At 60.8% G+C, this 26,411-nt stretch carries 23 protein-coding genes; 11 read left to right on the top strand and 12 right to left on the bottom strand.

Features of this window, described 5'->3' with window-relative positions:
- Positions 1-228: 228 nt before the first annotated feature.
- Together DXD16_RS07795 and DXD16_RS07790 are read right to left on the bottom strand one after the other, a co-directional pair.
- A complete protein-coding gene (locus tag DXD16_RS07795; protein WP_147326472.1) occupies positions 229-1,350 on the bottom strand; it encodes a hypothetical protein in 1,122 nt (373 codons plus the stop codon).
- A gap of 639 nt (positions 1,351-1,989) precedes the next feature.
- Positions 1,990-2,958 (bottom strand): 3'-5' exonuclease, encoded by a 969-nt coding sequence (locus DXD16_RS07790; protein WP_117655708.1) that lies wholly within the window; start codon positions 2,956-2,958, stop codon positions 1,990-1,992.
- Between the two features lie 171 nt (positions 2,959-3,129).
- On the opposite strand from DXD16_RS07790, the gene DXD16_RS07785 reads away from it, so the two are divergent.
- Positions 3,130-4,218, top strand: a complete 1,089-nt coding sequence (locus DXD16_RS07785; RefSeq protein ID WP_117655707.1) for a putative manganese transporter — start codon at positions 3,130-3,132, stop codon at positions 4,216-4,218.
- A gap of 106 nt (positions 4,219-4,324) precedes the next feature.
- On the opposite strand, the gene DXD16_RS07780 is transcribed toward DXD16_RS07785, so the two are convergent.
- A complete protein-coding gene (locus DXD16_RS07780) occupies positions 4,325-4,807 on the bottom strand; it encodes a DUF188 domain-containing protein (RefSeq protein WP_117655706.1) in 483 nt (160 codons plus the stop codon).
- On the bottom strand, positions 4,808-5,410 hold the full coding sequence (locus tag DXD16_RS07775; RefSeq protein WP_117583774.1) for an HdeD family acid-resistance protein: 603 nt from the start codon (positions 5,408-5,410) through the stop codon (positions 4,808-4,810).
- Between the two features lie 235 nt (positions 5,411-5,645).
- On the opposite strand from DXD16_RS07775, the gene DXD16_RS07770 reads away from it, so the two are divergent.
- The 3 genes from DXD16_RS07770 (at position 5,646) to DXD16_RS07760 (ending at position 7,596) form a co-directional block, all read left to right on the top strand.
- The gene (locus DXD16_RS07770) at positions 5,646-6,317 is read left to right on the top strand and encodes a nitroreductase family protein (protein WP_158606181.1); all 672 of its coding nucleotides are present in this window, start codon (positions 5,646-5,648) and stop codon (positions 6,315-6,317) included.
- 83 nt (positions 6,318-6,400) lie between these two features.
- Positions 6,401-6,943 carry a histidine phosphatase family protein gene (locus tag DXD16_RS07765; protein WP_117655704.1) on the top strand — a complete coding sequence of 181 codons (543 nt, stop codon included), beginning with the start codon at positions 6,401-6,403 and terminating at the stop codon, positions 6,941-6,943.
- Positions 6,944-6,960: 17 nt separating this feature from the next.
- Positions 6,961-7,596, top strand: a complete 636-nt coding sequence (locus tag DXD16_RS07760) for a histidine phosphatase family protein (RefSeq protein WP_117655703.1) — start codon at positions 6,961-6,963, stop codon at positions 7,594-7,596.
- 134 nt (positions 7,597-7,730) lie between these two features.
- On the opposite strand, the gene DXD16_RS07755 is transcribed toward DXD16_RS07760, so the two are convergent.
- A complete protein-coding gene (locus tag DXD16_RS07755; protein WP_117655702.1) occupies positions 7,731-8,420 on the bottom strand; it encodes a DUF1015 family protein in 690 nt (229 codons plus the stop codon).
- 39 nt (positions 8,421-8,459) lie between these two features.
- Positions 8,460-9,692, bottom strand: coding sequence for a M20 family metallopeptidase (locus DXD16_RS07750; RefSeq protein ID WP_233502672.1), 1,233 nt, complete (start codon positions 9,690-9,692; stop codon positions 8,460-8,462).
- A 643-nt stretch (positions 9,693-10,335) separates the two neighbouring features.
- On the opposite strand from DXD16_RS07750, the gene DXD16_RS07745 reads away from it, so the two are divergent.
- Positions 10,336-10,884, top strand: coding sequence for a hypothetical protein (locus tag DXD16_RS07745; protein ID WP_199408169.1), 549 nt, complete (start codon positions 10,336-10,338; stop codon positions 10,882-10,884).
- 347 nt (positions 10,885-11,231) lie between these two features.
- Here the strand turns inward: DXD16_RS07745 and DXD16_RS07740 are convergent, their stop codons facing one another.
- The 3 genes from DXD16_RS07740 to DXD16_RS07730 all read right to left on the bottom strand — a co-directional run bounded on the left by DXD16_RS07740 (position 11,232) and on the right by DXD16_RS07730 (position 15,418).
- Positions 11,232-12,395 carry a phosphoglycerate dehydrogenase gene (locus DXD16_RS07740; protein WP_117655699.1) on the bottom strand — a complete coding sequence of 388 codons (1,164 nt, stop codon included), beginning with the start codon at positions 12,393-12,395 and terminating at the stop codon, positions 11,232-11,234.
- 72 nt (positions 12,396-12,467) lie between these two features.
- Positions 12,468-13,592, bottom strand: coding sequence for a 3-phosphoserine/phosphohydroxythreonine transaminase (gene serC / locus DXD16_RS07735; protein WP_055252042.1), 1,125 nt, complete (start codon positions 13,590-13,592; stop codon positions 12,468-12,470).
- A 224-nt stretch (positions 13,593-13,816) separates the two neighbouring features.
- Positions 13,817-15,418 carry a potassium/proton antiporter gene (locus tag DXD16_RS07730; protein ID WP_117655698.1) on the bottom strand — a complete coding sequence of 534 codons (1,602 nt, stop codon included), beginning with the start codon at positions 15,416-15,418 and terminating at the stop codon, positions 13,817-13,819.
- 253 nt (positions 15,419-15,671) lie between these two features.
- Between DXD16_RS07730 and DXD16_RS07725 the strand changes: the two genes are divergently transcribed.
- Entirely contained in the window at positions 15,672-16,511 is an 840-nt protein-coding gene (locus tag DXD16_RS07725) for a metallophosphoesterase family protein (protein ID WP_117655697.1), read from the top strand.
- Positions 16,512-16,866: 355 nt separating this feature from the next.
- Here DXD16_RS07725 and DXD16_RS07720 read toward each other — a convergent pair whose 3' ends face one another.
- Entirely contained in the window at positions 16,867-18,441 is a 1,575-nt protein-coding gene (locus tag DXD16_RS07720; protein WP_369831469.1) for a lipopolysaccharide biosynthesis protein, read from the bottom strand.
- A gap of 352 nt (positions 18,442-18,793) precedes the next feature.
- On the opposite strand from DXD16_RS07720, the gene pckA reads away from it, so the two are divergent.
- The 5 genes from pckA to DXD16_RS07695 all read left to right on the top strand — a co-directional run bounded on the left by pckA (position 18,794) and on the right by DXD16_RS07695 (position 23,409).
- Positions 18,794-20,464, top strand: a complete 1,671-nt coding sequence (gene pckA / locus DXD16_RS07715; RefSeq protein ID WP_199408167.1) for a phosphoenolpyruvate carboxykinase (ATP) — start codon at positions 18,794-18,796, stop codon at positions 20,462-20,464.
- A 228-nt stretch (positions 20,465-20,692) separates the two neighbouring features.
- Positions 20,693-21,412: a B3/4 domain-containing protein gene (locus DXD16_RS07710; RefSeq protein ID WP_117655696.1), complete on the top strand. Its 720-nt coding sequence runs from the start codon at positions 20,693-20,695 to the stop codon at positions 21,410-21,412.
- A gap of 173 nt (positions 21,413-21,585) precedes the next feature.
- Positions 21,586-22,035: a MarR family winged helix-turn-helix transcriptional regulator gene (locus tag DXD16_RS07705; RefSeq protein ID WP_022093866.1), complete on the top strand. Its 450-nt coding sequence runs from the start codon at positions 21,586-21,588 to the stop codon at positions 22,033-22,035.
- A gap of 119 nt (positions 22,036-22,154) precedes the next feature.
- A complete protein-coding gene (locus tag DXD16_RS07700) occupies positions 22,155-23,009 on the top strand; it encodes a DegV family protein (protein WP_117641033.1) in 855 nt (284 codons plus the stop codon).
- A 79-nt stretch (positions 23,010-23,088) separates the two neighbouring features.
- Positions 23,089-23,409 carry an MGMT family protein gene (locus DXD16_RS07695; protein WP_089572047.1) on the top strand — a complete coding sequence of 107 codons (321 nt, stop codon included), beginning with the start codon at positions 23,089-23,091 and terminating at the stop codon, positions 23,407-23,409.
- A gap of 331 nt (positions 23,410-23,740) precedes the next feature.
- On the opposite strand, the gene trpS is transcribed toward DXD16_RS07695, so the two are convergent.
- Together trpS and DXD16_RS07685 are read right to left on the bottom strand one after the other, a co-directional pair.
- Positions 23,741-24,790 (bottom strand): tryptophan--tRNA ligase, encoded by a 1,050-nt coding sequence (gene trpS, locus DXD16_RS07690; protein ID WP_089572045.1) that lies wholly within the window; start codon positions 24,788-24,790, stop codon positions 23,741-23,743.
- Positions 24,791-24,951: 161 nt separating this feature from the next.
- The gene (locus tag DXD16_RS07685; protein WP_117655695.1) at positions 24,952-26,151 is read right to left on the bottom strand and encodes an MraY family glycosyltransferase; all 1,200 of its coding nucleotides are present in this window, start codon (positions 26,149-26,151) and stop codon (positions 24,952-24,954) included.
- Between the last annotated feature and the right edge of the window lie 260 nt (positions 26,152-26,411).

The raw sequence follows: 26,411 nt of genomic DNA, 5'->3' as shown, positions 1-26,411 counted from the left end.
GTCAAAATGGTTGTTTTTACAGTAGCGCTAACACGAGCCCGCGGACAGGCCGGCCCCGACAGAGGGGAGGCGCCGCGCGCTCGGGCGGCGCGCCAGGGAGATAGTGGACGAGATAGTCGAGAGGCGCGGTCTCAAGAAGGAGTAACATCGGGACTTGCAGCGACGGACCTCGGGACGCTCTTACACCACGTCTGCGCGCGCCACCGTGGACATCCGCAGAGATCGCCTTTAGAAGAGCGAATTCTCAATTAGATCAATAATCGTGTCGTCTTCCGTGCGGTTTTCATCGATTTTTGCGAACATGTCGCATTCCCAAGGCCCATTGATTTCCTCAGCAAGGGCCCCGATGTGTTGCATGTCGTCGGGTTCTGGCACATCGTTGATGCTCGGATCATCAGCTTGCGGATATTGGCTTGCAATTTCGCGCTTGGCGGCCTCTTCTTCTTTGAGTGTCTCCAGGACGCGGCGACCGTATTCGAAGTAGCGCCGCAAGACAAATTGACGAAGAGTTTCTTGCAGGATGGCGAAGTTATCCGGGAGTCGACCGGGCCATATCTTCTCGCGAATGCGAATCGCTTCCATGACCCGCCTAAAAGCGGACTGCTTGAAAAACGAATGACGACTAACTGTGATAACGGCATATCCCATGTTTCGCAGCGTGTTTCGGCGTTCCTCGTCAATTGATTGCTGTTCGGGCTCGTCGTGGTAAAAGCCGTTGTATTCGATATCGGTCATCGAATTTTCGAGCAGCGCGTCGAGGTAGAAAACCGTCCGTCGCGTTAGGGCGGCGTATCTTTTGGGGACTGGGATCGGATAGTCCGTTTTGATAGCGCGTATGGCTAAGCCACCCATTGACTTGGGCATTGTCAGCATCATGACAAACGCCGTTTCGAGTGGGGAGCGACAGCCTTCGCGTACATAAGAAAGTGCCTTAAGTGCTTTATTAGATCCACGATACCCCGATGCCTCTGAAAAGAAGGCTCTGAGCTCTTCAACGCTGGTTAGGGCTGGGCGCTCGCGATATTGAGTTTCGTCGGACGTTCCAAGCGCGTAGGAGCCGCAGATTTCAAAGTAATACTCAACGAGCTCCGAAAGGTTGAGGTCGGCTGCTGCTTCTAACGCGCACAGCTTGATATCGACGATGTAGACGTTCGGCTCGAGTTCTAGGTAGCTTTCTGCATCAAACGTATAGCGCGTGCAGTGGCAGATGCAGCCCTTGCGGTGCCTTTTGGCATTATTGGAAAACGTCAGCACATGGATGCTTTCAGAATCGACATTCTTTCTGTTGAGCCATGCTCGCGCCGCTTCCAGGTTGGACGTGGTCGGCGCAGACACCTTGATCTTTTCCATAGATATGGGATCGGTCGCGTGGCTTGCGAGCGAGTTGACTGTTTGGTATACAGCGCGTGCCGTGGTATGTGACAGAACGATTCCCATACGCGCATGATGGCATAGCGGACGCCATATACGCTCGAAACTTCGGGCAACGGTATTGGGGCGCGGCTTATCTTCTGCGAACGGTGGGTTTTTGAGCTGTCGTATTGAGGGGGGCAGCTTCGGCTGGGGAGGTTTCTGTCGGCTGCCCCATTTTGGTGAACTTTAGTTGCGGATTCGTAGCTTCTAAGCGTTTTTGCCGACCGCTCAGATGCCTCACCAACATAATTTGAGTTATTCGGCCTTATCCTATACGAATGGTGCGATCGCAACGTCCTATTCGAATTGATTCAGATAGATTTATAGGGCTTGGTTGCGAAATTGGGGCGACTATAGCGCTCGATTGCGGTTCAAGGGGCCTTGACTAGTGGTTCAGCTGGCCGAACAACTCGAAAAATGTAGGTGGGCCAACCTGCCGACTATGTGAAGCACGCGTATTTGCTCGTTTTGATGAAAACTAGGGTGCAGCCATAAGGCTGCGCCCTAGTTTACTGCGTGCCGGTGTGCCCAGACGGATTGCGCTGTGCCTGGCAGGCGCTCCCGCAGATGGATCGGTTATTTCGCGAATAGGTTCTTGAGGTTGAACTCGGCCTGTACCGTGCGGAGCATGAGGTCGGTGTCGTCCAGACCCAGATGCTGCTCGTTGGCGTCGGGCGCGAGGGTGCCGCGACGGCGTGCCCAGTTCTCGAGCGCGGCGGGGGCGGACTCGCGGGGGAGCGAGCGCACGTCGGCGTCCAGGCTGCGGCAGATCTGGCGCGAGTCGATGACGATGATCTTACCCGCGCGGCGTGCCTCGGCGTAGCCGTCCAGGTGGATCTTGAACCAGCTGTCCTCAAACGCGGCGTTGTGTGCCATGTACGGGTACTTCTTCATGAGCTTGAGCAGCTGCTTCTGCAGTTCCTTGTTCTCGCGGAACGGCTTTTTGCCGTCGATGTCGTTCCAGGTGATGTGGTGGATATTCGACAGCGGTACATCCTCGCCGCGGTAGATGTCGGGCAGGCCACAGTAGTGCGCCTCGGCGTCGTGCGGGATGGCGTCGCTGGTGAGTTCCATGATCTCCCAGCCGACGTTGATGATATAACCGCGTTCGGGTGCACGGCCGGTGGTCTCGATGTCGACACCGAGCACGGTGCCCTGGATGGGCTTGCGGGCGTAGGCCACGCCGAGCGCGTCGCGGTCACCGCGGATCTCGCGCATAACGGACGCGGCGGTGCGCTTTTGCATTTTGCCGATGGCGGCGCAGGTGTCGGCGTCGGACAGGCCGCGCGAGAGCGTCGCGGGCGTCACATTGCGCAGGCGTGCCTCCCCAATCTGGTCGCAAAGGTCGCGGTTGCGGTCGGCCAGGTCGCGCACGGTGGCAAAGTCGAAGCCGGGGTCGTCCTCGGCAGTAAAATACTCGGTCTCGAGCACCTTGAGGGCCTCTTCGCCCTTCTGGCGTTCGGACTCCATGGCACCGTGGTCGCCATAGATAAACATGGGAATAAACGGCTGGCGCTCGTATTCAAGTGCTTGCGAAACGTTCATAGGCTGCTCCTTGGACGGGCCGCGTCGCGCGGCTCGGGGTTACTGAGTTGTGGCGAGATGATAGTTTACCATGGGCAACTATTGGCACCGCGCCCGGGACAACTACAATACCCTAGTTGACCGCTAGGACTTTTACAATGCTGCCGAAAGACACGAAAGGTTCCATCCGTCATGGATTTACTGATTGATATTCTGCTCGACGCCGGCAAGGACACGCTGTCGCTGGTGCCGTTTTTGTTGGTGACGTATCTTGCTCTTGAGACACTTGAGCACGTTGCGGGCGACCGCGTCAACGGCGCTATCAAGCGCGCCGGCGCTGCGGGTCCCGTGGTTGGCTCGCTGCTGGGCATGGTGCCGCAGTGCGGATTTTCGGCCATGGCAGCAACGCTGTACGCCGGCCGTGTCGTGACCTTGGGCACGTTGGTGGCGGTGTTCCTTTCGACCTCCGACGAGATGCTGCCGCTGCTACTTGCCGAGCAGGTTCCCGTGCAGACTATGGCGATGCTGCTCGCATCGAAGGCGCTGATCGCTCTAGTCACGGGCTTTATCGTGGATGCAGCTATCCGCGGCCTTCGTCGTAATGCCCGCGCGCATACGGCGATTCGTCGTACCGTGCTGGGGACCGCGGTCAATCCGGCACACGTGAACTGCGCGCACGATGACCACAGCGGTGGCGACATCATTGATGAGGTGGCCGAGGCGGGCGTGAGCGCCGATCACATCCACGAGCTGTGCGAGCGCGACCATTGCGGTTGTGATGAAGACGAGGACGAACACGAACACGGGCACGGCCACGATCACGGTCATGAGGGCGAGCATGAACACCATCATGGCCACGGCCGCTCCCACTCCCACGAAGGCGCGCCCATCCTGTCGATTATCCGCAGCGCGATTTCGCACACTGTGCAGGTCTCGGTTTTTATTTTCCTGGTGACGCTGATTCTGGTCGCCGTCCTCGAGACCTTTGGCGAGTCGGCAATCGAGCAGTTCCTGCGCGGCAATGAGACGCTCGCCGTCCTGGGCTCGGCGCTTGTCGGTCTGATCCCCAACTGCTCTGCCAGCGTCGTTATTACGCAGTTGTACCTCGAAGGTGCGCTGCAGCTGGCGCCGATGCTCGCCGGCACGCTCATTTCCGCTGGCGTGGGCTACCTGGTGCTGTTCCGCACCAATCGCAGTGCCCGCGAAAACGCCCTGTTTCTGGTCATGATGTACGTTATCGGCGCCGGTTGGGGACTCGTTCTCTCCGCCTTTGGTCTCTAAGTAGTTTTTGGGACATGCCTTACAATCCACCGTCATGACCTGGGCGTTGAGTGCGCGATAAAACAAAAAGGTAGATTTTTAGGCATGTCTCAAAAATCTACCTTGGTTAGTGCAGCAACTCGGTGAGGTTGCGTTTAAAGCGGGCGCGGTCTTCGCTGGTAAATGCTGCCGGACCGCGAGTGCGTCCGCCGGCGCGGCGTACCTTCTTTTCCTCGTGGCGAATAAACAGCTGCATGTCGATGGTTGCTTTTTCGTAGACGCGCCCGCGCACACCGATAGCGGCGGCATCGCGCCCGAGCACCATGCTCGCCAAGCCAATGTCCTGCGTCACGACCACGTCGCCCGCCTGCAGGCGTTCGACAATGGCAAAGTCGGCGCTGTCGGCGCCCACGCTCACGTCGAGCGTCGTGACCCAAAAGCCGCGTCGCGCGTGCTCGGCATCGCGCGGGTCGTCGCGGCGAATGTGCCGTTCCGGGTTTTGCGTGCTGTTGCCGGCGATAACAACGGCGACGCCCGCCCGCCGCGCGCAGTCAATCGACTCGCGCGTGACCGGGCAGGCGTCGGCATCAATAAAGAGCGTCTTTGGCATCTAGCGCACCAGTTTGCCAAACTGAATGGCGCGAACAATGAGCGTCACGCCAAACACCAGCAGCGCGGCACCGCTAAAGATGACGAGCATCTTGGCCGACCACAGCGGATAGATAAACACGAACATGCCCGCGATGATGGAGAGCGCGCCGCTCAGGATGGCGAGGGCGCGGTTGGCGGAAAGCTCGGATTCCAGAATCGACATGACGCCCTCGACGATCCAGCCAAAGCCGGCGACGACCACCACGAGCGTGGTGAGCGTCGCGGTCGAGAAGGCCTGGTTGCGCAGGATTATGACGCCGCCCAGAATGATGAGCAGGTTGGAGATGATGCTCGTAACGCGCCAGCCGGTGGGCAGCAGCGGCTCGAAAACAGCGGTAAACAGCCTGATCGCGGCCGTGATCACAAAGTAGATGCCCAAGACGGTCGTCAGGAAGACGAGGGATTTGGCGGGCGCAAACAGCAGTGCGATGCCGGCGACGAGCGCCAAGACGCCCGTGATGGCGTAAATCCAGCGCACGGCCTTGACGGCCTTGCCTGCCATGCTTTTCTCGTCAAATCCAAACGCGCTCGATTGCTTGTCATCGTTCTTAAAGATGCCCATGATGTCTCCTTTCCGTGCGGCGTAAGCCGTAGCTCTTGCAACCAGTATCGCCCAAGGGCGCCGTCGCGTGGGGCGGGAAGGGCGAATGGGAGCCTCATCTTCCCGAATTGTTTCCGTTGTTCCCCACGTCGCGATTTTCTATTCAACAGGTGTAGAACATTGCAGCCCTGTTCGTTATTGCCTACGTTTTAGGTTAGATTTTCCTAAGGACAATTGGCTTGTATTGGGGGTCCCTATGAACGAAGCAGTTCCCGAGGCACCGTCGAGTGTCGAATCGATGGCAAAGCAAGGTTGCGAAAAGCTCGGTCTGGAAGCGTTTGATGCGCTGGTCCGTCGTGCCCGTACGTGCCGCCGTTTTGACGAGTCTACGCGCGTGCCGCGCGAGTTTTTGCTCGAGCTGGCGGAACTGGCGCACCTGGCTCCCTGCGGTGCCAATGCTCAGCGTCTGCGTTTTCATGTGGTGAGCGGTGCCGAGGATTGCGCGCGTGTATTTGATGAGCTTGCATGGGCCGGCGCGCTTAAGGATTGGCCGGGTCCTGCCGAGGGCGAGCGTCCGACCGGCTACATCGCGATTCTTGCCGAGCGCGCTGTTCCGGGTAAGCCCGCCGCGCCCATCACCGAGGTCGACACCGGCATTGCCGCGCAGACGATGATGCTCGCCGCCCGCAGCGCCACGCCCGAGGTGGCAGCCTGCATGTTCAAGGCCTTTACGCCCCACGCGATCGATGCCATGGGACTCGATAACGACAAGTATGAGCTCAAGCTGATCATGGCTTTTGGCGTTCCGGCCGAGACGCAGGTGATCGATGCGATCGATTCCAACCCCGACGGCTCCATCAATTATTGGCGCGACGAGGCGCAGGTGCACCACGTACCCAAGCGCTCGCTTGCCGACGTGCTGCTGTAGTTGTGCGTCGTTGCGGTGCAATCCGGCGGCAAAATGACCACAAAGGCTCCTGTCCCCTTTGTGGTGGTACGAGGGGAGGGTGTGTGGCAGATCTGTATTTGGTGCGGCATGGGCAGACTGAGCTCAATGTGCAGAGCATTTTGCAGGGCTGGCACGATTCGCCGCTTACGGCGCGCGGGCGCGAGCAGGCGCTGACGGCGCGTACGGCGTTTGCGGCGCGTGGCGTGGCCTTTGATCATGTGTATTCCTCGCCGTTGGGCCGGGCGCGGCATACGGCCGAGCTTATCGTTGGCGAGGGCCGTTCCATTGAGCTGGTCGATGACCTGCGTGAGTGGCATTTTGGCTCGCTGGAGGGCACATCAAATCGCGAGATGCCGCCGCAGCCCTGGGGCGATTATCCGGTGGCCTTTGGCGGCGAGTCGGAAGTGCAGCTTCAGTCGCGCATGGTCGCGGCGCTGTCCCGCATCATGGCCAGGCCGCAGCACGACTGCGTGCTGGCGGTTTCCCATGGCTCAGCCTGCCAGGAGTTTCTTGAGTATGTGACTGGCGGGGGAGAGCTGCCCGACAACGGTGCCGTGCTTCATTTTGGCTGTTGCGACGGGGCGTTTTCGCTCTTGGGTTGGTAACGAACGAAAGGACCCCTATGAATAAAGATCTGTATCTGGTCCGTCATGGACAGACGATATTCAACCTTAAGCGTATCATTCAGGGGTGGAGTGATTCGCCGCTTACGCAGTTGGGTTGCGACCAGGCGGCGCGCGCCGGCATGTTTTTACGTGCGCGCGGCATTGAGCCCGATCATGCCTACACCTCCACGCTTCATCGCACCGAGCAGACTATCGCCAACTTGTGGCCGGGCTTGGCGTACGAGCGCTTGGACGGCCTGCGTGAGTGGTTCTTTGGCGACTTTGAGGCCGAGCGCGTGATGCTCATGCCCGAGCGCCCGTGGCGCGATTTCTATCGTCAATTTGGCGGCGAGGGCCAGATGCAGGTGCGCGAGCGCATGGTGGCGACGTTGACCGATCTTATGCGACGCCCGGACCACGAGTGCGTCCTCGCGGTGAGCCACGGATCGGCCATCAAGGAGTTCATGGACCACGTGAAGGGTGCGGCGGCCGACGAGCGCGATCGTGTGCCGGGCAACTGCTCGGTGCTACATTTCGTGTTTGACGATACGACCGATACGTTTGAACTGGTTGAGATTTTTACGCAGGAAGACTACGCGCGCGAGCTGGGGCTTGAGCCGCTCGTGGCTGCCGCGGGTCCGCAGCGCGGGTAGTTTGGGCGTGGCGGTGCGGGTCGCCGACTTACTTGCTCGATGCGAAAGGGGGCGGAGATGCATGCGCTGGCGTTGCATCTCCGCCCCCTTTTTTGTTGAGCTGCCGAGTCTTTGTGCTGGGCGTTTAGGCTCTGTTAGAACCGTGAGATCTGGTGAGTGAGCAGACCCGTCGGAATCTGCGGCGCGCCGCCGCTGACCTGCGCGGTGGGGAACAGCACGGCTACAGCAAAGTTGAACGGCTCTTTGCCAGAGTAGGCGCCGGCAGTGCGGGCCTCGTCGGCCAGAATCTGCGATGCCCCAGCCAGCGCGGCAGCGTAGGTGGGGTCGTCTGCCGGCGTCGGCTCCGGTGCCTGGTCGAGCATGGCTCGGATGGCGGCAACAGCGTCCTCGCGCTTGACCTCCCACACGCGATGTGAAATGCCGGCGGGGTCGGTGACGGCGTAGAGCGAGGCGCCCTCTTTGGCGGCGCCCAGGATGATGCTCATGACGGGAGAGGCCTCGTAGGCGAGCGACACGGGACGGGGCTGTACCTTGAGGTCGGCGATTGCTCGCGCAGCGGCGAGTGCGTCGATGCTCTCGGCGGCAGCCTCGTCGCTACCTGTCAGTACGTTAACCGGGCAAATCGCCACGACACCTGTCACGCGACCCGGCTCGCCCGAGCATTCGTATACGTAATACGCCGCACCCGGGTCCTTGAGCATGAGCCCATCGGCAATGGCTCCGCGCAGAGCATCGTTGCCGCTCAGGATGCTGCCCATTGCAGGCAACGCCTCGAGCACGCGGTCCTGAGCCGGGCGGATGCAGGGAAACGGAAGTGCTTTCATGGGCGGTCCTAACGCGCGAGTCGGTTTGTTCGCGGCTTATTATGCCCCAACTTGGCCGTTCGCGTCCCAGAGCACGTTATCGGCGAGCGCGATTAGCACCTGCTGACAACGATTGATATCGGCGTGGGGCACATACTCGTTGGGCTTGTGTGCGAGCGCGAGCGATCCGGGGCCGTAGCTCATACAGTTGCGGTTGCCCGTCTTGCCAGCAATGACGGCGGTATCGGTGTAGCCGGTAAAGAAGCCGACGGTCGTGTCCGCGCCTGTCACATCGTCTGCTGCGCGCTTGAGTGCAGCTAGAAGGGGAGAGGCTGGATCGCGCTCGATGGCGGGGCGGTCGCCTGTCGCGGTATAGCTTCCATGGCAGCCGGGGACCGCGGCTTCGGCAGCGACAATGGCCTGCTCTACCATGCGCGTCGCGGCGGCCGTATCAGTCGGCGGGGTCAGGCGCATATCGACCCAGACCTTAGCGTGGTCGGGCACGACATAGGGATGGTAGCCACCCTCGATCTGTCCAAACGTGATGGTCGATGGCCCCAGCTCCTCATGTAAAGGTAGCGTCGCAAACGTGCGACGAAGCGAGCACACGACCTCGGCCATGGCGGCGACGGCGTCGGCGCCCTTCCAAGGCTGGCTTGCATGAGCCGTGACGCCGGCCATCTCGATCTCGAACCACGTACGCCCCTTGTGCGACACCTGGATCTGTCCGTCGGTGGGTTCGGTGTCCAGCACCCATTCGCGCGAGCCGACCCAGCCAGCATCGATCGCGGCCTCTGAGCCGCGCATGAAGTCTTCCTCGTCGACCGAGCAGATGAGCGAAAAGCCGCGGCGTGGCAGCGCGCCATCCGACGCCACGCGCTCGAGCGTATGGACCAGTGCGGCAATGGCGCAGGCCAGGCCACCCTTCATATCGCAGGCACCGCGGCCATAGAGTTTATCGTCGCGCACAACCGCCCCAAGCGGTGCGATATCTGCGTCCCAGCCATCGCCCAAGGTGACGGTATCCATGTGGCAGATATAGACCAGCCGCGGCTCGTCGCTTTGGCCCGGCACGGTGACTTTAAGGTTGCGGCGCCCGGGCAGCACTTCGAGCTCCTCAATCTGCACGGCATCGAGCGCAGAACTATCAAGTTGTGCCAGCTGCTGCTCAATGAGCCTCTTAATGAAGCGCTCAATTTCATCCTCATACGCGCCCGGGTCTGAGCTGTCGATCCGCACGAGCTCCTGCGCAAGCCGCCAGGCAAAGTCCTCATCAACCATATGCAACCTCACAATCAGTCTGCTTTCCAAACCGATTGTAAGCCTCTTGAGAGATCCGCGGCGTGCGCGCAGCGGTATTTACCGTTCGCAGGCCGAGCCAGCGCGTTTGCCGTCCAGGCGGGTTTGCAAACGACGCGGTGGGTACGTACCCTTCATGGACGACATGCTGTGCGACATATCTGCCTTTCGGTATCACCGGATACCCCCACAGGTCTTGGCAATAATGCCGGACCTGCCCGATTCTGCGGACGATCCGCGCAGGGAGCACCTATGTGAGCATCCGCTCGTCACGCATTTCCTGGGCACCCCGTTACACGTGTTGGCGCAGGGCAGCTGCGGACGTAAGGGCGATCGCATTGTCAGGCATGTTTGGAACGGGGAGAGGCCGTTTGATTCCGTGCGGCAGACGGAGTTTGGCTTCGATGTTGCGTCCCCACTCTTTACCCTGCTGACCCTGGCTTCCTCGGTCTCAAACGAGCGTCTAATCATGTGCATGTATGAGATGTGCGGCACCTTTGCCGTGTGCAAGATTGCGCCTCAGGTAAAGTCGGCACTTGAGCAGGCATATGGGAGCCGATGGAGTGACGCACGGTCGGGCTGGGAAAACGTAAAGGATACCTCGGGGAATCCAACAGACTTGTGGAAACGACCTCCCTTGATTGAGCTCTCTGAACTTACCGAGTACGTCGATAAGATCCCGGGGCTCCGCGGCGCTAAATCGTTCACGCGTGCCGCGAAATGCATTACGGGGGTGGCGGCATCGCCGCTCGAGGTCCAGGCTTCGATGCTGTTTGGCCTTACGAGGTTGCGCGGCGGCGAAGGGCTGCGCCTTACCAATAACGTCGAGATTCGCTTGACGCGCAGCGCCCGCCTGATTTCGGGGCTTGATAGGCGCTATGCCGATATCCTGCTGGCAAATAAGGACGGCAGTCGAGAGTGTCTTGTTGAATGCCAAGGTAAAGCCATTCACGGATCCATTGAATCCAAGATCTCGGACTCCGATCGAACGACGGCCTTGCAAGCCATGGGATATCCCGTCGTTCTGATGACCTATGGTCAGCTGGCCGACTTCGATGCCTTCCGCGTGGTGATGGAGCTCATCATGTCCTATCTCGATGTGCCGCTGAAAGACAAGACGCCGCGACAGCAGGAGCTCGAACGGCGGCTTCGTGAGGAGATTTTTATCGATTGGGCGGGAATGTAGTCGCGCGGTGGGTAAACGGTAGCGCGAGCTAGAGTTCTGGTCGCAAAAAGGCTTCAATTTTGCCTTGGAGGGACCCTAAAAATGCTATCTAGAATAAGTTGTTTCGGAAAATAGACAGTCAACTTACATTCGGCACATAGAGACCGATTTTTACCTACTAAAGTCCCTGATAAAGCTGTTTATCAAAGCGGGTGTGCTTAGCGACTGGAGCCTCACTATCGATTATCTGAAAAAACTTGTTCTGGGTATCATTTTAAAGTCGTCCGGAGCAACAAAATCGCCCCCCGTTTCGTGAAAACGGGGGGCGAATGGGCTTCGTGGTCTGTCTGGCAGGCTTGGCACCGGCGCTATTTAATCACGCGCACGCGATACATCGACGGAATCTGCTTGAGCGCCTCGATGGTGCTGCCGTCCAGGTGCTCATCGGTGTCGAACATGGTGTAGGCGTTCTCGCCGGCGGATTCGTTGGTCATACGCTGCACGTTGGCGTTGTCCTTGGCAAGGATTGCCGTGATCTGACCGATCATGTTGGGCACGTTGGCGTGCAGGCAGGCGATGCGGCTCGCGGCGCGCGCCTTGCCCATGCTGCAGGCGGGGTAGTTGACGCTGTGCGCGATGTTACCATTCTCCAGGTAATCCTTGAGCTCGCTGATGGCCATATCGGCGCAGTTGGCCTCGGCCTCGCCGGTGCCGGCGCCCGAGTGCGTGGTGATAAACGTGTTGGGCATCTTGACGGTCTTGGGCGTGGCAAAGTCACAGCTAAACCAGCTCAGCTTGCCCGCGCGCAGGGCGGCGTCGACGGCGTCCTCGTCAATGATGGTTTCGCGCGCGTAGTTGATGAGCACGGCGTTGGGTGCCAGCAGGTTAATCTGCTCGGTGCTGATCATGCCGATGGTGTCTGCCTTGCTGGGCACGTGCACGGTGAGGTAGTCGCAGCCGCGGCACAGATCCTCGAGCGTGCCCACGCGCTGCACCTCGCGGCTCAGCACCCACGCGTGCTCGACGGAAATGAACGGATCGTAGCCGTAAACGTCCATGCCCAGGTCGACACAGGCGTTGGCGACCTTGGAGCCTACGTTGCCCAGGCCGATGACGCCGATGCGCTTGCCCTTGAGCTCGCGGCCCACAAAGGCCTTCTTGGCTTTTTCGGCATCGACCTGGATCTCGGGGTCGTCGGCGTTGTCGCGCACCCAGTTCATCGACTGCACTACTCCGCGGCTCGAGAGCACCAGCATGCCCAGGACGAGCTCCTTGACGGCGTTGCTGTTGGCACCGGGGGAGTTAAAGACGACGACGCCCTTCTTGGCGTACTCCTCGACGGGGATGTTGTTGACGCCGGCGCCGCAGCGGGCGATGGCGCGGATGCCCTCGGGCAGCTCGTAGCCGTGCAGGTCGGTGGAGCGCATCAGGATGGCGTCGGCCTCCTCGGCGGTGCCCACAAACTCGTAGCCCTCGCCAAACTCGACTTTGCCGTCTTTGGTGATGTCGTCGATGGTCTTAATCTTACGCATGGAAAAACTCCTTAGCAGGTTTTGATCTAAACAGGGTGGTCTGAGGTGGCTGGTCAGCCCGCGCGTTGCGGGCTAGTTAGATCGCGGACTCAAACTATGCTGCGCTTCGAAGTCCTTCATGTACGAGGCCAGTGCCTGCGCGTCTTCCATGGTTACGGCGTTGTAGACGCTGGCGCGCATGCCACCCACCAGGCGATGACCCTTGACGTTTTGAATCTGGTGCTCGGCCGCGCCTGCGACAAAGGCGGCGTCGAGGTCGGCATCGCCGGTACGGAACGTGACGTTGGCGATGGAGCGGCTGTCGGCCTGTGTGGTGCCATGGAACAGCACGCTGTGCTCGAGCAGGTTATAGAGCAGGTTGGCCTTGGCCCAGTTGCGCTCGGCCATGGCGGCAAGTCCGCCGGTCTGCTCAACCCAGCGGAATACCTTGCCGCACACGTAGATACCAAAGGTGTTGGGCGTGTTGAGCATGGAGCCCTTGGCGGCCTGGGTCTTAAGGTCCAGGTACTGCGGCGTCTGCGCAAAAGCGGGGCCATCTGCGATGAGGTCGTCGCGCACGATGACCACGGTCACGCCCGCGGCGCCGGCGTTTTTCTGCGCACCGGCGTAGATGAGCCCGTAGCGCTCAACGTCGAGCGGCTGCGACAGAAAGCAGCTCGAGACATCGGCGACCAGCGGCACGTCGTCGCAAGCGGGCAGCTCGTGGTACATGGTGCCAAAGATGGTGTTGTTCTGGCAGATGTAGACGTAGTCGAGCCCGCCGCCCGCGGCCTCGGCGGCAATGCGCGCGTTGATGTCGACTATGGTGGGTATGCGGTCGAAATTGGTGTCCTCGGAGCTCGCGAGCAGCACGGCCTCGCCGTACTTGGCGGCCTCCTTGTACGCCTTGTTGGCAAAGTTGCCGGTCACGACGTAGCCGGCGCGGCCGCGGCGCATGAGGTTCATGGGGATGCCCGCAAACTGCAGCGTGGCGCCGCCCTGCAAAAACAGGACACGGTAGTTGTCAGGGATGCTCAGCAGGCGGCGCAGGGTTGCCTCGGCGTCGTCGATGATCTGCTGGTACATACTAGATCGATGGCTCATCTCGAGCACGGACATGCCGCAACCGCGGTAGTCCATCATCTCGTCGGCGATCTCGGCGAGCACGCTGGTGGGCAGCGCGGCCGGGCCAGCTGAGAAGTTGTGCACACGTGCCATCTTCTAGGTCCCCCTCGTAGTCGTTTGAACGTTCGGGATACTTTAGCACAGTGCAGCGCCAGGTGCGACCGCATCACGGTAAAACTCGAGTGCGCCGCTATGATTTACAGGATGGTTACATGGGGGAGGGGCCTTACTCCTCCGGCAGGTCTAGGTCTGCGAGCGACCGCATCAGGCTTTCCAGGCGCTTGATCTCTTCGTCGCAAATTAGCTACCCCTGGCCGCTACGACGCCAGTGTGGCGATGACGGCTTCGTCGCCGGCGTATATTAGGGTGTCGCCGTCGGGGATGATCGTTTGGCCTTCGCGCTTGAGCATCACCACGATAAACGGGTGCTTGCCCTGCGGCACGTCGCGCAGGCGCTGACCGGCCAGGCGACCGTGGGGCGTCACGGTGACCTCGCGCAGCGTAACCTCGGCACGCTCTTCGAACGTTGGGGCTGCCATCACCAGCAGATCGCCTTCCTGGATCACGGTGTCGCCATTGGGCAGTACCGGATGCGCCCCGTCGCGCAGCACCAGGACCACGAGCATGTCCGTGGCGCTGCCGATATCGGCGAGCGAGCGCCCGGCAAACGGATGGCCAGCGCCCACCTTGAGCTTTACAAACGACATGCCGTCCTCGTCGCGGTAGTCGTTAAAGGTGCGGCGCACGTCGCCGGCCGCATCGATCATATCGAGTTTCTTCGCCACCGCCGGCAGTAGCGAACCCTGCACCACAATGCTCGATACGGCAATCACAAACACCAGGTCAAATAGGTCGTGTCCGCCGGGAACGCCGGCCACCACAGCAAAGAGACTAAATACGACCGAAGCCGCGCCGCGCAGACCCGCCCAGCTTACGAGCGCCACCTGGCGAGGGTTCGTCTTAAAGGGCGCCAGCAGCAGGCCGACGGCGATGGGACGGCTCACGAAGAGCATAAACGCCATGAGCGCCAGGCCCGGTAGCAGCATTTGCGGCAGGCAGGCGGGCGTCACGAGCAGGCCGAGCAAGAAGAAGATCGTCATCTCGGCCATCTCGGTAAGGGTGTCAAAGAAGTGCGCCAGCTCGACCTTGCCGGTGATGTCGCTCGCGCCCAGCACAATGCCGGCCAGGTACACGGCCAAAAAGCCGTTGCCGCCCAGATAGCTCGGCAGCGCGTAGGCCACGATCGCCACGGCGAATAAAAAGATGGTCTGCGCACCCTCGGCTGTTGCATGTGCGCGCTCAATCAGGCGGCCCGATGCCCAACCGATGGCAAGGCCCAGCCCCACGCCTAGGATGATCTGCTTGGCCAGCAGCACGGGGATGTTAATGTCGCCGCCGGCCGCGAGTGTGGCGAGCACGGCGGTGAGCATGTAGGCGACGGGGTCGTTGGAGCCCGATTCGACCTCGAGCAGCGAGTCGGTCCCGCCCCTCAGCGACAGACTGTGCTCGCGCAGCACGCTAAAGACGCTGGCCGCGTCGGTGGATGCCACGACCGATCCCAACAGCAGGCCGCCGATCCAGTCGAAGCCCAGCACAAAGTGGGCGAACACGCCGGTGATGCCAGCAGTGATGACGACGCCGAGCGTGCTCAGCAATACCGCGGGCACGGCAACGGGTTTGGCACGGTCGATATTGGTGTTAAAGCCGCCGTAGAACATGATGAACAGCAGCGCCGTGCTGCAGACGGTTTCGGTGAGCGCGTAGTCGCTAAATTCGATGTGCGCCGGCCCGTTGACGCCCAACAGCATGCCGAGCGCGATAAAGATGAGCAGGGTGGGGAAGGGGAGTTTTTTGCCGACGGGCTTGATGGTCAGGCACAGAATAATAACGAGGCCGATAAAGAGAAGGATCTGGTTCATGGATGGTGTCCGCTCCTGGGTGGTTGGCGTGGCACGGTCAGTTGTCTGCGGTTGTTTGTACCCAAAGATGGTGGGTTTATGGGGTTGGATTGCGGGCGTGCGCGATATCGTCATAGACGGCTGCCGTCTTTGCCTCTGCTCGGAAACCCTTTCCAGCTTTATTGCAACGGAGTACAATGGGTAACGTTTAAGTTCAACTTGAAGTTTTAGTTGCGGCACCGGGCTTCGGCCGCAATGCAAGGAGAGGCGTACCATGGCAATCTATGTGACATCTGATGCTCACGGGCACGTGCGTGCGCTTGACGAGGCCCTGTCTAAGATCTCGCTGACGTCCGACGACACGCTGTACGTGCTGGGCGACATGATCGATCGCGGGCCCGATCCGGTCGGCGTTATTAAGCTCGTGCGCTCGCTGCCCAACGCCCACGTGCTCAAGGGCAATCACGAGCAGATCATGCTCGATGCCATCATTGGCCAGGATCCGCTCGATGCCGAGACCTGGGATATCAACGGTGGCTGGACGACGCGCGAGCAGCTCAACGACATGGAATTTGAGGCATACGAGGAGCTCGTGCGATGGATGGCCGCGCTGCCGCTCTACGCGGTGGCCGAGACCGAGGAGCGCCCGTACCTGCTGGTGCATGCCGGCATCCAGACCGAGGCGGCGCGCGCGTTTTTGCTTGAGCATGGTGTCGATTGCGGTGACGGCAGGGGAGCGGTCGATGCCGATAGCGAGCTGCTGCGGCAAATGCTCGCCGTGCAGTCGTTCGATGACCTGCTGTGGATTCGTCACGGCTATTGGGATGCGCCGACGGGACTGCTTTCTGCCGAGGGCGAGGGGCCGGTCGTGGTGAGCGGCCACACGCCAACGGTGTCGCTCGGGCGTTATTGCGAGGTAGGTGGCCTTGCGGGACTCGATGAGGAGTCGGGCCGCGGGCAGATTGTGCGTCTGGGTGGCGAGGATACCGCCGGCGTGCCCGATCGCATCGATATCGACTGCGCCGCCGCCACCGGCTCCGAGTTCGGTCGCGTGGGCATCCTGCGCCTTGATGACGGCGCCGAGTTCTATGCGAACATCAACCCAGGCGAATAATCGGTGCAAAGGGTAGCTAATTTGGGACGGAGCTTTTTTGACTACTTTCGGAGAATAGCGCCTTTTTGCTCGGTAAGCGCGAGAAATGAGGAGCGTCTGCGTCCTCGGCAGTGCGAAAATGCTCAAAAAACCGTCGCAACGGAGTCAAACGACGTTGCGACGGTTCTTTTTTGGCTGCCCGCTGGCTAAGTGAGTAGACTTTTTTGGAAATGCCGAGCAGCCGGCAAATTTGCCTCAACAAAACCGCAGGTCACTGACTTGTGTTTTGCCGGTGTGGTCAGGGATTCGGCAAAAGTCTACTCACTTAGTTTTGCGTGTCGCAAATCGTCCGCAACGAGACCCCCCATTGCGCCAATTAGGCGCCGTACGGGTTGCGGTCGCGTTCGATGCGTTGGCGGATGTGGGCGTATTCGATAATCAGCAGCACCAGGAGTAGGGCCATGATGGCTAGGTAGCTCACCACGGCGCCCATCAGACCCAGCAGCTTAATCAGGATCACCGGCAGCACCACGCTTACGGCGAAGCAGATCAGGTAGATCTTGGTGACATCGCCGGCGTGGCGCAACACCGTGATGATGGCGTAGATAAAGTCGATTGCCGCGGTGACGCCGCCGGCGACAACCATTAGCAGTGCCAGCGTGCGGTAGCGCTCAAAGTTGAGGCCGTACATAAAGCTCATGATGGGGATGCCGGGGCCTGCCATAAATGCGGCGCACGCTCCGGTAATGACCACGATCAGTGCCATAACGGCAACAATAATCAAGTCAAAGCGGCGACGCTTGCGCGGATTCGCCCAAATGCTCGACAGACGTAGGAGCTGCGGTTTATAGATAAATCCAATGCTCAACAAAATAGCCTGCGCTGGAAAGAACAGTGCATTAAAGTACAGCTGGTATTTGTAGGCCAGTGTGCCTTCCATCACGAACTTGGGCATGCTCTCGATGAGGTTGAACAGGAACAGCGCACCAAAGAGCGGGGCGCACTGGATAAACAGGTGACCAGCCTCGCGCAGACTCATACGGCGTGATTTTTCGGTTTCGAGCAGGGCGAGCGGGGCGGTGACCAGCACGAGCGAGGCAATCGCGGTAACACCCATGGCCATGGCGGCGATGGGCATGCTGCGCGTGAGGAACAGTGCCACGCTAAAGACCGCGATGACGCCGACGGATCGTAGCGTTTGGCTCATGCCGGCCAGGTAGAGTTTGTCGGCCTGCTGCAGGCGGCCCTCGTACACGTCGGCAATGCCGTCGATCACCTTATACAGGTAGACGCCCAGGCCGATTGTGGCCATCTGCGCATCGTAGCCGCGGGCGCTGCTGTATACCAGGCCGCATGCCAGCGCGAGCGCTCCGCAGATCCAGCGGTTGAGCTGGTAAGAGGCAAAGGACGTCTTTTCGTCGATGTCCGAGACCTGGAAATTGCGCACGCCGTAGTTGCACGCGATCATGATGAGCGTGCCGGTGACAAAGGCGATGGAGAATTTGCCAGCCTCCTCGGCGCCCACGAGCTGTGTGGACACGATGGTGAGCAACGGAAACACCATGCCCCACACGGCGGTGCCCAGGGTATTCCAAAGGTAGTCGCGACGGGTGGCGTGATCTTCGTACTCGGCTTCTTGCGTGGAGAAGCCGCCGCCGTAGACGGCTCCGAGCAGGCGGTTCCACCAGGCATTGACCCTGCGGTGGATGGGGCCGGGCTCGCGATCGCGCTCGCGGCGACGGCGTGTGGCCTGGCTGCTGTCGGGACCGCCGGCGTTACGCTGGCTTAGCTCTTGGATTCGTGCGAGCTCCTCGGCGGTGTGCGATGCGGGGAACAGGCCGTTCTCGATGCGTCCGCCCTGCCCGTGCGCCCCGTCCGATACGGTGGGGTCGGCGACGCCGTTGCGGCGGGCGATGGCGCGGCGAATGCTATCGATGGGCGTGATGCTCAAAGCGGAGTCCTTTCTATTGCTGCGCTCTAGTATAGACGCGACGGTGTTCGTTCGTGTTTTTGAACAGGTTGTTCGATAATTTCGGTGGCGCCATTCAGTAGACGGCATTTGGGGACGTTCCTTATGTGCCGGCACTTTGGGAACGTCCCTAAGTGCCGGCATCCGGGGTCGCTCCTTGGTTGTTGCCTGTTCAAGAGTGTCCCTAACGACTAGGCCGCTTGCGTGCGATTTTTGACCGTTGGGCGGGCTTGCCGCCCTTGCCGCAAAAACGTTTTTGCATATCGGGTACAACGGGCTTTACGTGAGTAAAGTGCGCGCCGCGTCCACGTGTCGCGTTTTTAAAGGAGGCCCCATGCCTGGTGTTACCCCTGCAGATGTTTTGTCCAACTTTGGTATTACGCTGGTCGAAGATCCCGCCGAGAATCAGCCCCGTCTGCTGGTCGATCTACCCGCCGCGGAGCTCGTCGAGCACGCTATCCGCCGCGAAGAAGGCCGCATGGCATCCAACGGCGCGCTGGTGATCGAGACGGGGGAGCGTACCGGCCGTTCCCCCAATGACCGCTTTATCGTCGACACCCCCGATGTCCACGACAAGATTGCCTGGGGCGCCGTCAACCGCCCGCTGTCCGTCGAGAGCTATGAGGCCATCAAGGCCGGCATCGTCGACTATCTCAACGAGCGCGACGTGTTCGTCACCCGTGGCATGGCAGGCGCCGACCGCAACCACACGCGTCGACTGCTCGTTGCCTGCGAGCGTGCCAGCCAGGCACTCTTTATTAAGCAGATGCTCGCCCGTCCGCTCGCCCGCGAAATCGCGCGCACCGGCGAGCCCGACTTCTGCGTACTCGCAACGCCCGGTTACCAGTGCGACCCTGCCATCAAGGGCCTCAACTCCAGCGCTGCCGTGGTCATCAACTTCCAGGAACGCGTGATTCTGGTCGCCGGCACCGGCTACTCCGGCGAAATCAAAAAGTCCATCTTCAGCGTCATGAATTACCTGCTGCCCGTCGAGGACGACGTGCTGCCCATGCACTGCTCGGCCAGCATGGATCCCGTCACGCACGAGACCGCCGTGTTCTTTGGCCTTTCGGGCACGGGCAAGACCACGCTTTCGGCCAACCCCACGCGCCTACTGATCGGCGACGACGAGCACGGTTGGTCCGACATGGGCATCTTCAACATCGAAGGTGGCTGCTACGCCAAATGCGAGGGCCTGGACGCGTTCCACGAGCCCGAGATCTTCAACGCTGTCCGCTTTGGCGCGATCTGCGAAAACGTGGTGCTCGACGAGAACCGCAAGCCCAACTACGACGACATCTCGATCACGCACAACACGCGCGTGGCATACCCTGTGGAGCACATTCCCAACGCGTGGACCAAGGGCATGGGCACCACTCCAAGCGTCGTACTGTTCCTGACCTGCGACGCCTTTGGCGTGTTGCCGCCCATCTCACGCCTGACGGCCGATGCCGCCATGTATCACTTTGTGACGGGCTTTACGGCCAAGATCCCCGGCACCGAGGTCGGCGTCACCGAGCCCACGCCCACGTTCTCTTCGCTGTTTGGCGAGCCGTTTATGCCGCTCGACCCCATGGTCTATGCCAAGATGCTCGGTGAGCGCATCGCCGACGGCCGCACGCGTGTGTACCTGGTCAACACCGGCTGGATTGGCGGCGGCTACGGCGTGGGCCATCGCATCGAGCTTGCCTACACGCGCGCCCTGGTGGCCCGCGCCCTCGACGGTACCATCGAGGACAGCGAATTCGTGCATGACGATATCTTTAACGTTGACATTCCCACCACGTGCCACGGCGTGCCCGACGGCATCCTGGTGCCGCGCCAGTACTGGCAGAGCACCGCGCGCTACGACGAGGCGGCGCACAACTTGGCCGTGATGTTCGAGGAGAACTTCGAGAAGAAGTACTCGCACCTGCCCGAGTCCGTGAAGGCCGCCGGTCCGCACGCTCAGGTGCACGCCGACGCCCGTCATCGCGGCCGCGGCCTGCTGGGACTCCGACGCTAGCGTTGCTTCAGACCCAAAAACCACCATAAAGGGGACAGGCACCTTTGTGGTGGTTTTACTCGCGCGGATGACTCGGGTTACAATACGCCTGACATATTGCCCCCTTCTCCGGATGGGGGCAGCGTAAGCGCTCTTGTGGCGGCACCGTAGGACTTTGAAGGTGGCCGTCGTAAGGGCGCTTTTTGTTTAGGCGCCCTCGCTCGGGCGCGCACGATGAAGGGAGAGCGCATGAAGAGCTTTATTGCCGAGGATTCGTTTTGGGAGCTATTTCCGCAGGCGGCTGTCGGTGTTGTGGTCGTAAAGGGCATGAAGCCCGCGGCTCAGATTCCTCAAGAGGACGTGGACGCGATTGCGGCGTTGCTCGACCGCGCCAATATCGACGCGGAGCGTCATCTGACCAGCGATACTATCAGCGAGAACGTACCGGTCAAGGCATGGCGCGAGGCTTATCGGCTGTTCAAGACCAAAAAGGGCGCGCGTTGCTCAATTGAGAACCTGCTCAAGCGCGTGCTCAAGGGCAAACCGGTGGGCCACATTACGCCCGCGGTGGACATCTACAACACGGTGTCGCTGACCTACGCGCTGCCCGTTGGCGGCGAGGACCTGCATGCGATTGAGGGGGATCTTTGCTTGAAGGTGACTGACGGCGGCGATGCGTTCCTGCCACTTGGCGAGGAAACGGATGACCCGACGCTGCCCGGCGAGCTCGCCTACATCGATGATGCGGGCGCCGTATGCCGCTGCTGGAACTGGCGCGATGGCGTTCGCACGGCGCTGTCCGACGATTCGGCCGATGCATTCCTGGCGATTGAGTGCGTGGAGCCCGAGCGGATGGGGGATTGCCAGGCTGCCGTTGATCGTCTCGCCGAGTTGCTCGAGCGCTATCTGGGAGCGACGGTTGTCGTTAAGACGCTTGTGACCCGCGACAATCCCTGCGTGGGGCTGTAGCGAAGTCTGCGGATCAAACTCGATGCCCCAAACCACCACAAAGGTGCCTGTCCTCTTTGTGGTGGTTTTTATGTTGATGGGTTAACAAATGGGATATTTGGGTATGGGTGTTGCCTTGTGCGGCTAAGATGTTTACCCGTTAGCATCATGTAAGCGAAAGGCGGTCGTCTCCCATGCAGCAGAACGACGAGACACGTTTCGAGGACTTTGTCGGACTGATCAGCGGGCTCTACAAGGAGATCCAGCGCATTAAGACATCCGAGGGCGCAAGGCTGGGCCTCAAGGGCTCCGACGTTATGTGCCTGTACTATCTTGAGCGCAGCAAGGACGGCCTGACTGGCGCTGACCTGGCTCGCATGGCAGGCGTGACCCGTGCCGCCGTCTCGCGCACGCTCGCGCATCTGGAGGAGGGCGGCTACGTCGAGGTCGACGACTCGGGTGATGCGGCCGTTAAGTATCGTGCCCCGGTGCGCCTGACCGCTCTGGGCGGCGAGAGCATGAGCGAGGCGGACCGCATCATTCGCGAGGTGCTCGATACCACCGGCAAGGCCATGGGCGTGGAGCAGCGCGAGCAGATGTATGCATCGCTGCGCACGATCCTCAACACCCTGCGCGAGATCTAGAGCCGCGCTGGCGCTAGCTTTCAGCCAAGAACTGCATCGTCCCGTTTGAGCGCGTATGCCGTGCCGGGGCATTGCTGTCAAAATTCCCCGCGCGGGACCTGCGCAAGAAAGGATTCGTTATGTCCGTCCGCATTATTACCGATTCCGCAAGCGATATGTCGCCGGCGGAGCACCCCGCTCTGCGTGTTCTGCCGCTGTCCGTCACCTTTGGCACCGATGTGTATATGGATGGCGTCGACATCGATCACCAGCGCTTTTACGAGATGCTTGTGGAGCGCGATGAGCTGCCCAAGACCGGTCAGGTCAACCCGTACGCCTTTTCGCAGGCGATTGCCGAAGCGCGTGAGGCCGGCGATGAGGCCGTGATTATTACCGTGGGTGCCAAGCTCTCGGGCACCAACCAGAGTGCTCGTACGGCACTTGCCGAGGCGCCGGGCGGCGACATGTTCGTCGTGGACAGCAATAACGTGACCTTGGGCGAGCGCGTGCTGGTCGAGTATGCGCTGCGCCTGGTGGACGAGGGCCAGGGCGCGGCTCAGGTTGCGGCGGCTGTCGAGGCCGTGCGCGACCGCGTGGTCGTCATCGGCCTGCTCGAGACGTTGGAGTACCTGGTGCGCGGCGGTCGCCTGTCTGCTGCGGCCGGTGCCGTGGGTACGCTGCTCAACGTAAAGCCCGTGGTGGCTGCCGAGGACGGTCTGATCGTGCAGCTGGGCAAGGCGCGCGGTTCCAAGAACGGACGTAACCTGCTCAACCAGAAGGTCGAAAAGGCGGGCGGCATCGACTTTTCCATGCCGCTGGCGCTCGGCTATACGGGCCTTTCGGATGCGGTGCTCAAGAAGTATATCGAGGACAGCGCGGCACTGTGGGCTGGCCACACCGAGGGCGAACTGCCCGTTCACACCATCGGCGCCACCATCGGCACCCATGTAGGCCCCGGCGCCGTAGCCGTAGCCTTCTTCCAGCCCGTTAACTAGTCCGCCTGCCAAAACCACCACAAAGGGGACAGGCACCTTTGTGGTGGTTTATGCTATTCCGGGTGGAAGGGAGCGAGCAATGGCGTCTGAGGGCTTTTTTGAGCGGGTGTACGAGGTGGTCGAGCAGATTCCCGAGGGGATGGTCGCCACGTATGGTCAGGTGGCGCTGCTTGCTGGACGTCCACGAAGTGCGCGGTATGTGGGGTATGCCCTGCATGGTAATCCACGCCCCGGCGAGATTCCCTGTCACCGCGTGGTGTTTGCCGATGGCCGCATATGCGATGGTTTTGCTTTTGGCGGTCCCGATGCTCAACGTGAGCTTTTGCTAGGGGAGGGTGTGGCGTTTAAGGACGACATGCACGTCGACTTGGCCGCCTGTCGCTGGCCTGCAGGGCTCTAGCGGCTCTGCCGTGGCTTAAACCACCATAAAGGTGCCTATCCCCTTTGTGGTGGTTTTGGCAGGTTTACCGAGGTTAACTTATGGAGAAGGTATGGCGGCGCGGTTTGTCGCAGCAAAGTAAACCACGGTGAACTATATTGTTTTCAGCAACGGAGCAGGCAATAGGCGATGAAAAAGCCTGCCCTGTTGAGTTTGATTCGCATTCCTCCCCTCTGTGCGATTCAACGGTGTACTTCGGGAACAGGCCCGCTGGCAACTATCTGCCAGCGGGCCTGTTCCTGTTTCGGTGAGGATTCAGCCTCACCGTCTATGTTGTGCGAAGGCGCTTTGCCTAGTACACCATGCCCATGGCGTCCTGAACCTCGGCAAGGGTCTGCTCGGCGATCTCATTGGCGCGACGGTTGCCCTCGTGCAGCACGTCCTTCACGTAATCCAGGTCGTTTTCGTAGCGCTGGCGACGCTCGCGGATCGGCGCGAAGTACTCGTTGACGGCCTCGGTCACGTACTTCTTGAGCTGGCCGGAGCCGCCCATGCCAATCTCCTCGGCAATCTCGACTTCGGAACGGCCGGTGCAGATGGCGGCCGTCGAAAGCAGACCGGACACGCCGGGGCGGTTCTCGGGATCGAACGTGATCATGCGCTCGGAGTCGGTCTGGCTCTTCTTGATGCGCTTGGCCGTCTCCTCGGCGGTCATCGAGATGTTGATGGCGTTACCGTAGCTCTTGCTCATCTTGCGACCGTCCAGGCCCGGCAGCAGCGGGGTCTCGGACAGCAGTGCGTCGACCTCGGGGAACACCTTGCCGTAGCGGTTGTTAAAGCGGCGGGCGATGGTGCGGGTGAGCTCGATGTGCGGCAGCTGGTCGCGACCGACGGGCACCACATTGCCCTTGCAGAACAGGATGTCGCAGGCCTGGTGCACCGGGTAGGTGAGCAGAAGGCCGGTGAGCTCGTGGCCCGAGGCCTCCATCTCGGCCTTGACCGTGGGGTTGCGCGCCAGCTCGGCCTCGGAGACCAGCGACAGGAACGGCAGCATGAGCTGGTTGGCGGCGGGCACGGCGGAGTGCGCGTAGATCATGGTCTTGTCGGGGTCGATGCCGCAGGCAAGGTAGTCCATGACCATGTTGTACACGTTGTCCTGGATGTGCTCGGTCGTGTCGCGGTCGGTGATGACCTGGTAGTCGGCGATGAGTACGTTGGTCTTGGCACCCATGTTCTGCAGCTCCACGCGGCCCTTGAGGGTGCCGAAGTAGTGACCCAGGTGCAGGCGGCCGGTGGGGCGGTCGCCGGTAAGCATGGTGAACTTCTCGGGCGTCTTGGCCAGGCCCTCGCGAATGGCGTTGCTCTTTTGCAGCGCGACTTCGTAGCTGTTCTCGTTTGGCATGATTGCTCCTAACGTATGTTCATGGGTCAAGATGATAACGCGTTTATTGGAGGGGCGGGGCGTAAGTAGGCGAGGGGCGGGAGAGCGGCGGCATGTGCGATGGGCGCGGCGTGGCTGCGCGTTTGGCCGGCGGCGTCTGGACGCATCCTCGGCAGCTTACCCTAGCGCCTGTGGTGGCGCTCCTCCTTGCGTTCTTCTGCCGCCTGCTCCTCCTGCTTAAAGGCGGGATCGTCGGGGGTGACGAGCTCGTCCTCGTGCGTGCGCTTGTTGTAATGATGGCGCAGCACGGGCTCAAACAGGTGCAGGTGCTTGGCAAAGGCCGCCGAGCCAATGGCGAGTACGGTAAAGATGAGCACGCGCATGGGCACCTCGACCTGGTTAATCGCGGCGGCGCCGGCCGAAAGCATGATGCACCAGGCGTAGATGAGGAGCACTGCCTGCTTTTGGTTGTAGCCCTCTTGGATCAGGCGGTGGTGGATGTGGCCCTTGTCGGCCTGTCCGATGCTAATGTGGGCGCGCTTGCGGCGCACGATGGCGCTAAACGTGTCGATGATGGGCACGCCGGCAACGATGAGCGGGATGATAAGCGAGGTGAGCGCGGCGGTGCGGCTCACGTTGAGTAGCGAGATGGAGCCCAGCGCAAAGCCCAGAAGCAGCGACCCCGAGTCGCCCAAGAAGATGCTTGCGGGGTTGAAGTTGTATCGCAAAAAGGCCAGGCAGGCGCCAAAGAGCGCAATGGAGAGCGCGGCGGCGTCGATGCGGCCTGAGAGAACGGCCATCGAAAACATGGTGAACGACGCGATGCCGCAGATGCCCGTGGCCAAGCCGTCGAGGCCGTCGATGAGGTTAATGATGTTGGTGAATGCCACCAGATAGATCACGGTGATGGGGTAGGTGAGCCATCCGAGCATGATTTCGCCGGGGGCAAACGGGTTGACGATGACGCCGATGCGCAGGCCGCCGATACAGGCGATGAGCGCGGCGAGGACCTGTCCGGCCAGCTTTTGCTTGGGCTTGAGCTGGATGACGTCGTCGATAGCGCCGGTCGCAAAGATGACGGTAAAGGAGAGCGCCAGCATGGGATAGCTAATGTGAAGGCGCGGGTGCGGCACCAGGACGGGCGGCCAGCCTAGGTGCCAGGTGCCTAGGATTTGCACAATGCAGGCAACGACCAGGCCCAAAAACACCGCCGTTCCGCCCAAACGCGGGATGGGCTTGGTGTTGATGCGGCGCTTGGAAGGATAGTCGACGGCGTCGAGCTTAATTGCCAAGCGCTTGACCAGGGGCACCGTGAGGAAGGTCGTGATAAAGGCCGCCGCTGCCACGCATAGATACGGTATGTAGCTCGGGGATGAAGCCATGAATCTAAAAACCGCCAAGCGTCGAAGGAAAAGGTCAGAAGAACGCCATGCGCAAAGGGCATAGCCGAACCATGATACTCGACCACGGGGGGTGCATGGAATTGCATGCAGCGATAATCACGCGCTTACCAGATATTGGGATGTTGTCGATGGCTTGTCGGGATACCGGCGGGGATCCATATGGGCTGTAATGGTGGTTTTCGGCAAATGAAAACCACCCCCCACGTTACGAAAATGAACCCACCTAAAACAGGTGGGTG

This window comes from Collinsella sp. TF11-5AC (assembly GCF_003436775.1).
Lineage (GTDB): Bacteria > Actinomycetota > Coriobacteriia > Coriobacteriales > Coriobacteriaceae > Collinsella.
This window is presented reverse-complemented; position numbering and strand designations above follow the sequence as displayed.

Coding starts and splice junctions, on each gene's coding strand:
- DXD16_RS07795 (WP_147326472.1), bottom strand. CDS start 1,350: ATGGAAAAGATCAAGGTGTCTGCGCCGACCACGTCCAACCTGGAAGCG.
- DXD16_RS07710 (WP_117655696.1), top strand. CDS start 20,693: ATGAAGAGCTTTATTGCCGAGGATTCGTTTTGGGAGCTATTTCCGCAG.
- serC (WP_055252042.1), bottom strand. CDS start 13,592: ATGGCACGTGTGCACAACTTCTCAGCTGGCCCGGCCGCGCTGCCCACC.
- DXD16_RS07695 (WP_089572047.1), top strand. CDS start 23,089: ATGGCGTCTGAGGGCTTTTTTGAGCGGGTGTACGAGGTGGTCGAGCAG.
- DXD16_RS07705 (WP_022093866.1), top strand. CDS start 21,586: ATGCAGCAGAACGACGAGACACGTTTCGAGGACTTTGTCGGACTGATC.
- DXD16_RS07685 (WP_117655695.1), bottom strand. CDS start 26,151: ATGGCTTCATCCCCGAGCTACATACCGTATCTATGCGTGGCAGCGGCG.
- DXD16_RS07780 (WP_117655706.1), bottom strand. CDS start 4,807: ATGCCAAAGACGCTCTTTATTGATGCCGACGCCTGCCCGGTCACGCGC.
- pckA (WP_199408167.1), top strand. CDS start 18,794: ATGCCTGGTGTTACCCCTGCAGATGTTTTGTCCAACTTTGGTATTACG.
- DXD16_RS07700 (WP_117641033.1), top strand. CDS start 22,155: ATGTCCGTCCGCATTATTACCGATTCCGCAAGCGATATGTCGCCGGCG.
- DXD16_RS07740 (WP_117655699.1), bottom strand. CDS start 12,395: ATGCGTAAGATTAAGACCATCGACGACATCACCAAAGACGGCAAAGTC.
- DXD16_RS07785 (WP_117655707.1), top strand. CDS start 3,130: ATGGATTTACTGATTGATATTCTGCTCGACGCCGGCAAGGACACGCTG.
- DXD16_RS07755 (WP_117655702.1), bottom strand. CDS start 8,420: ATGAAAGCACTTCCGTTTCCCTGCATCCGCCCGGCTCAGGACCGCGTG.
- DXD16_RS07790 (WP_117655708.1), bottom strand. CDS start 2,958: ATGAACGTTTCGCAAGCACTTGAATACGAGCGCCAGCCGTTTATTCCC.
- DXD16_RS07775 (WP_117583774.1), bottom strand. CDS start 5,410: ATGGGCATCTTTAAGAACGATGACAAGCAATCGAGCGCGTTTGGATTT.
- DXD16_RS07770 (WP_158606181.1), top strand. CDS start 5,646: ATGAACGAAGCAGTTCCCGAGGCACCGTCGAGTGTCGAATCGATGGCA.
- trpS (WP_089572045.1), bottom strand. CDS start 24,790: ATGCCAAACGAGAACAGCTACGAAGTCGCGCTGCAAAAGAGCAACGCC.
- DXD16_RS07725 (WP_117655697.1), top strand. CDS start 15,672: ATGGCAATCTATGTGACATCTGATGCTCACGGGCACGTGCGTGCGCTT.
- DXD16_RS07730 (WP_117655698.1), bottom strand. CDS start 15,418: ATGAACCAGATCCTTCTCTTTATCGGCCTCGTTATTATTCTGTGCCTG.
- DXD16_RS07760 (WP_117655703.1), top strand. CDS start 6,961: ATGAATAAAGATCTGTATCTGGTCCGTCATGGACAGACGATATTCAAC.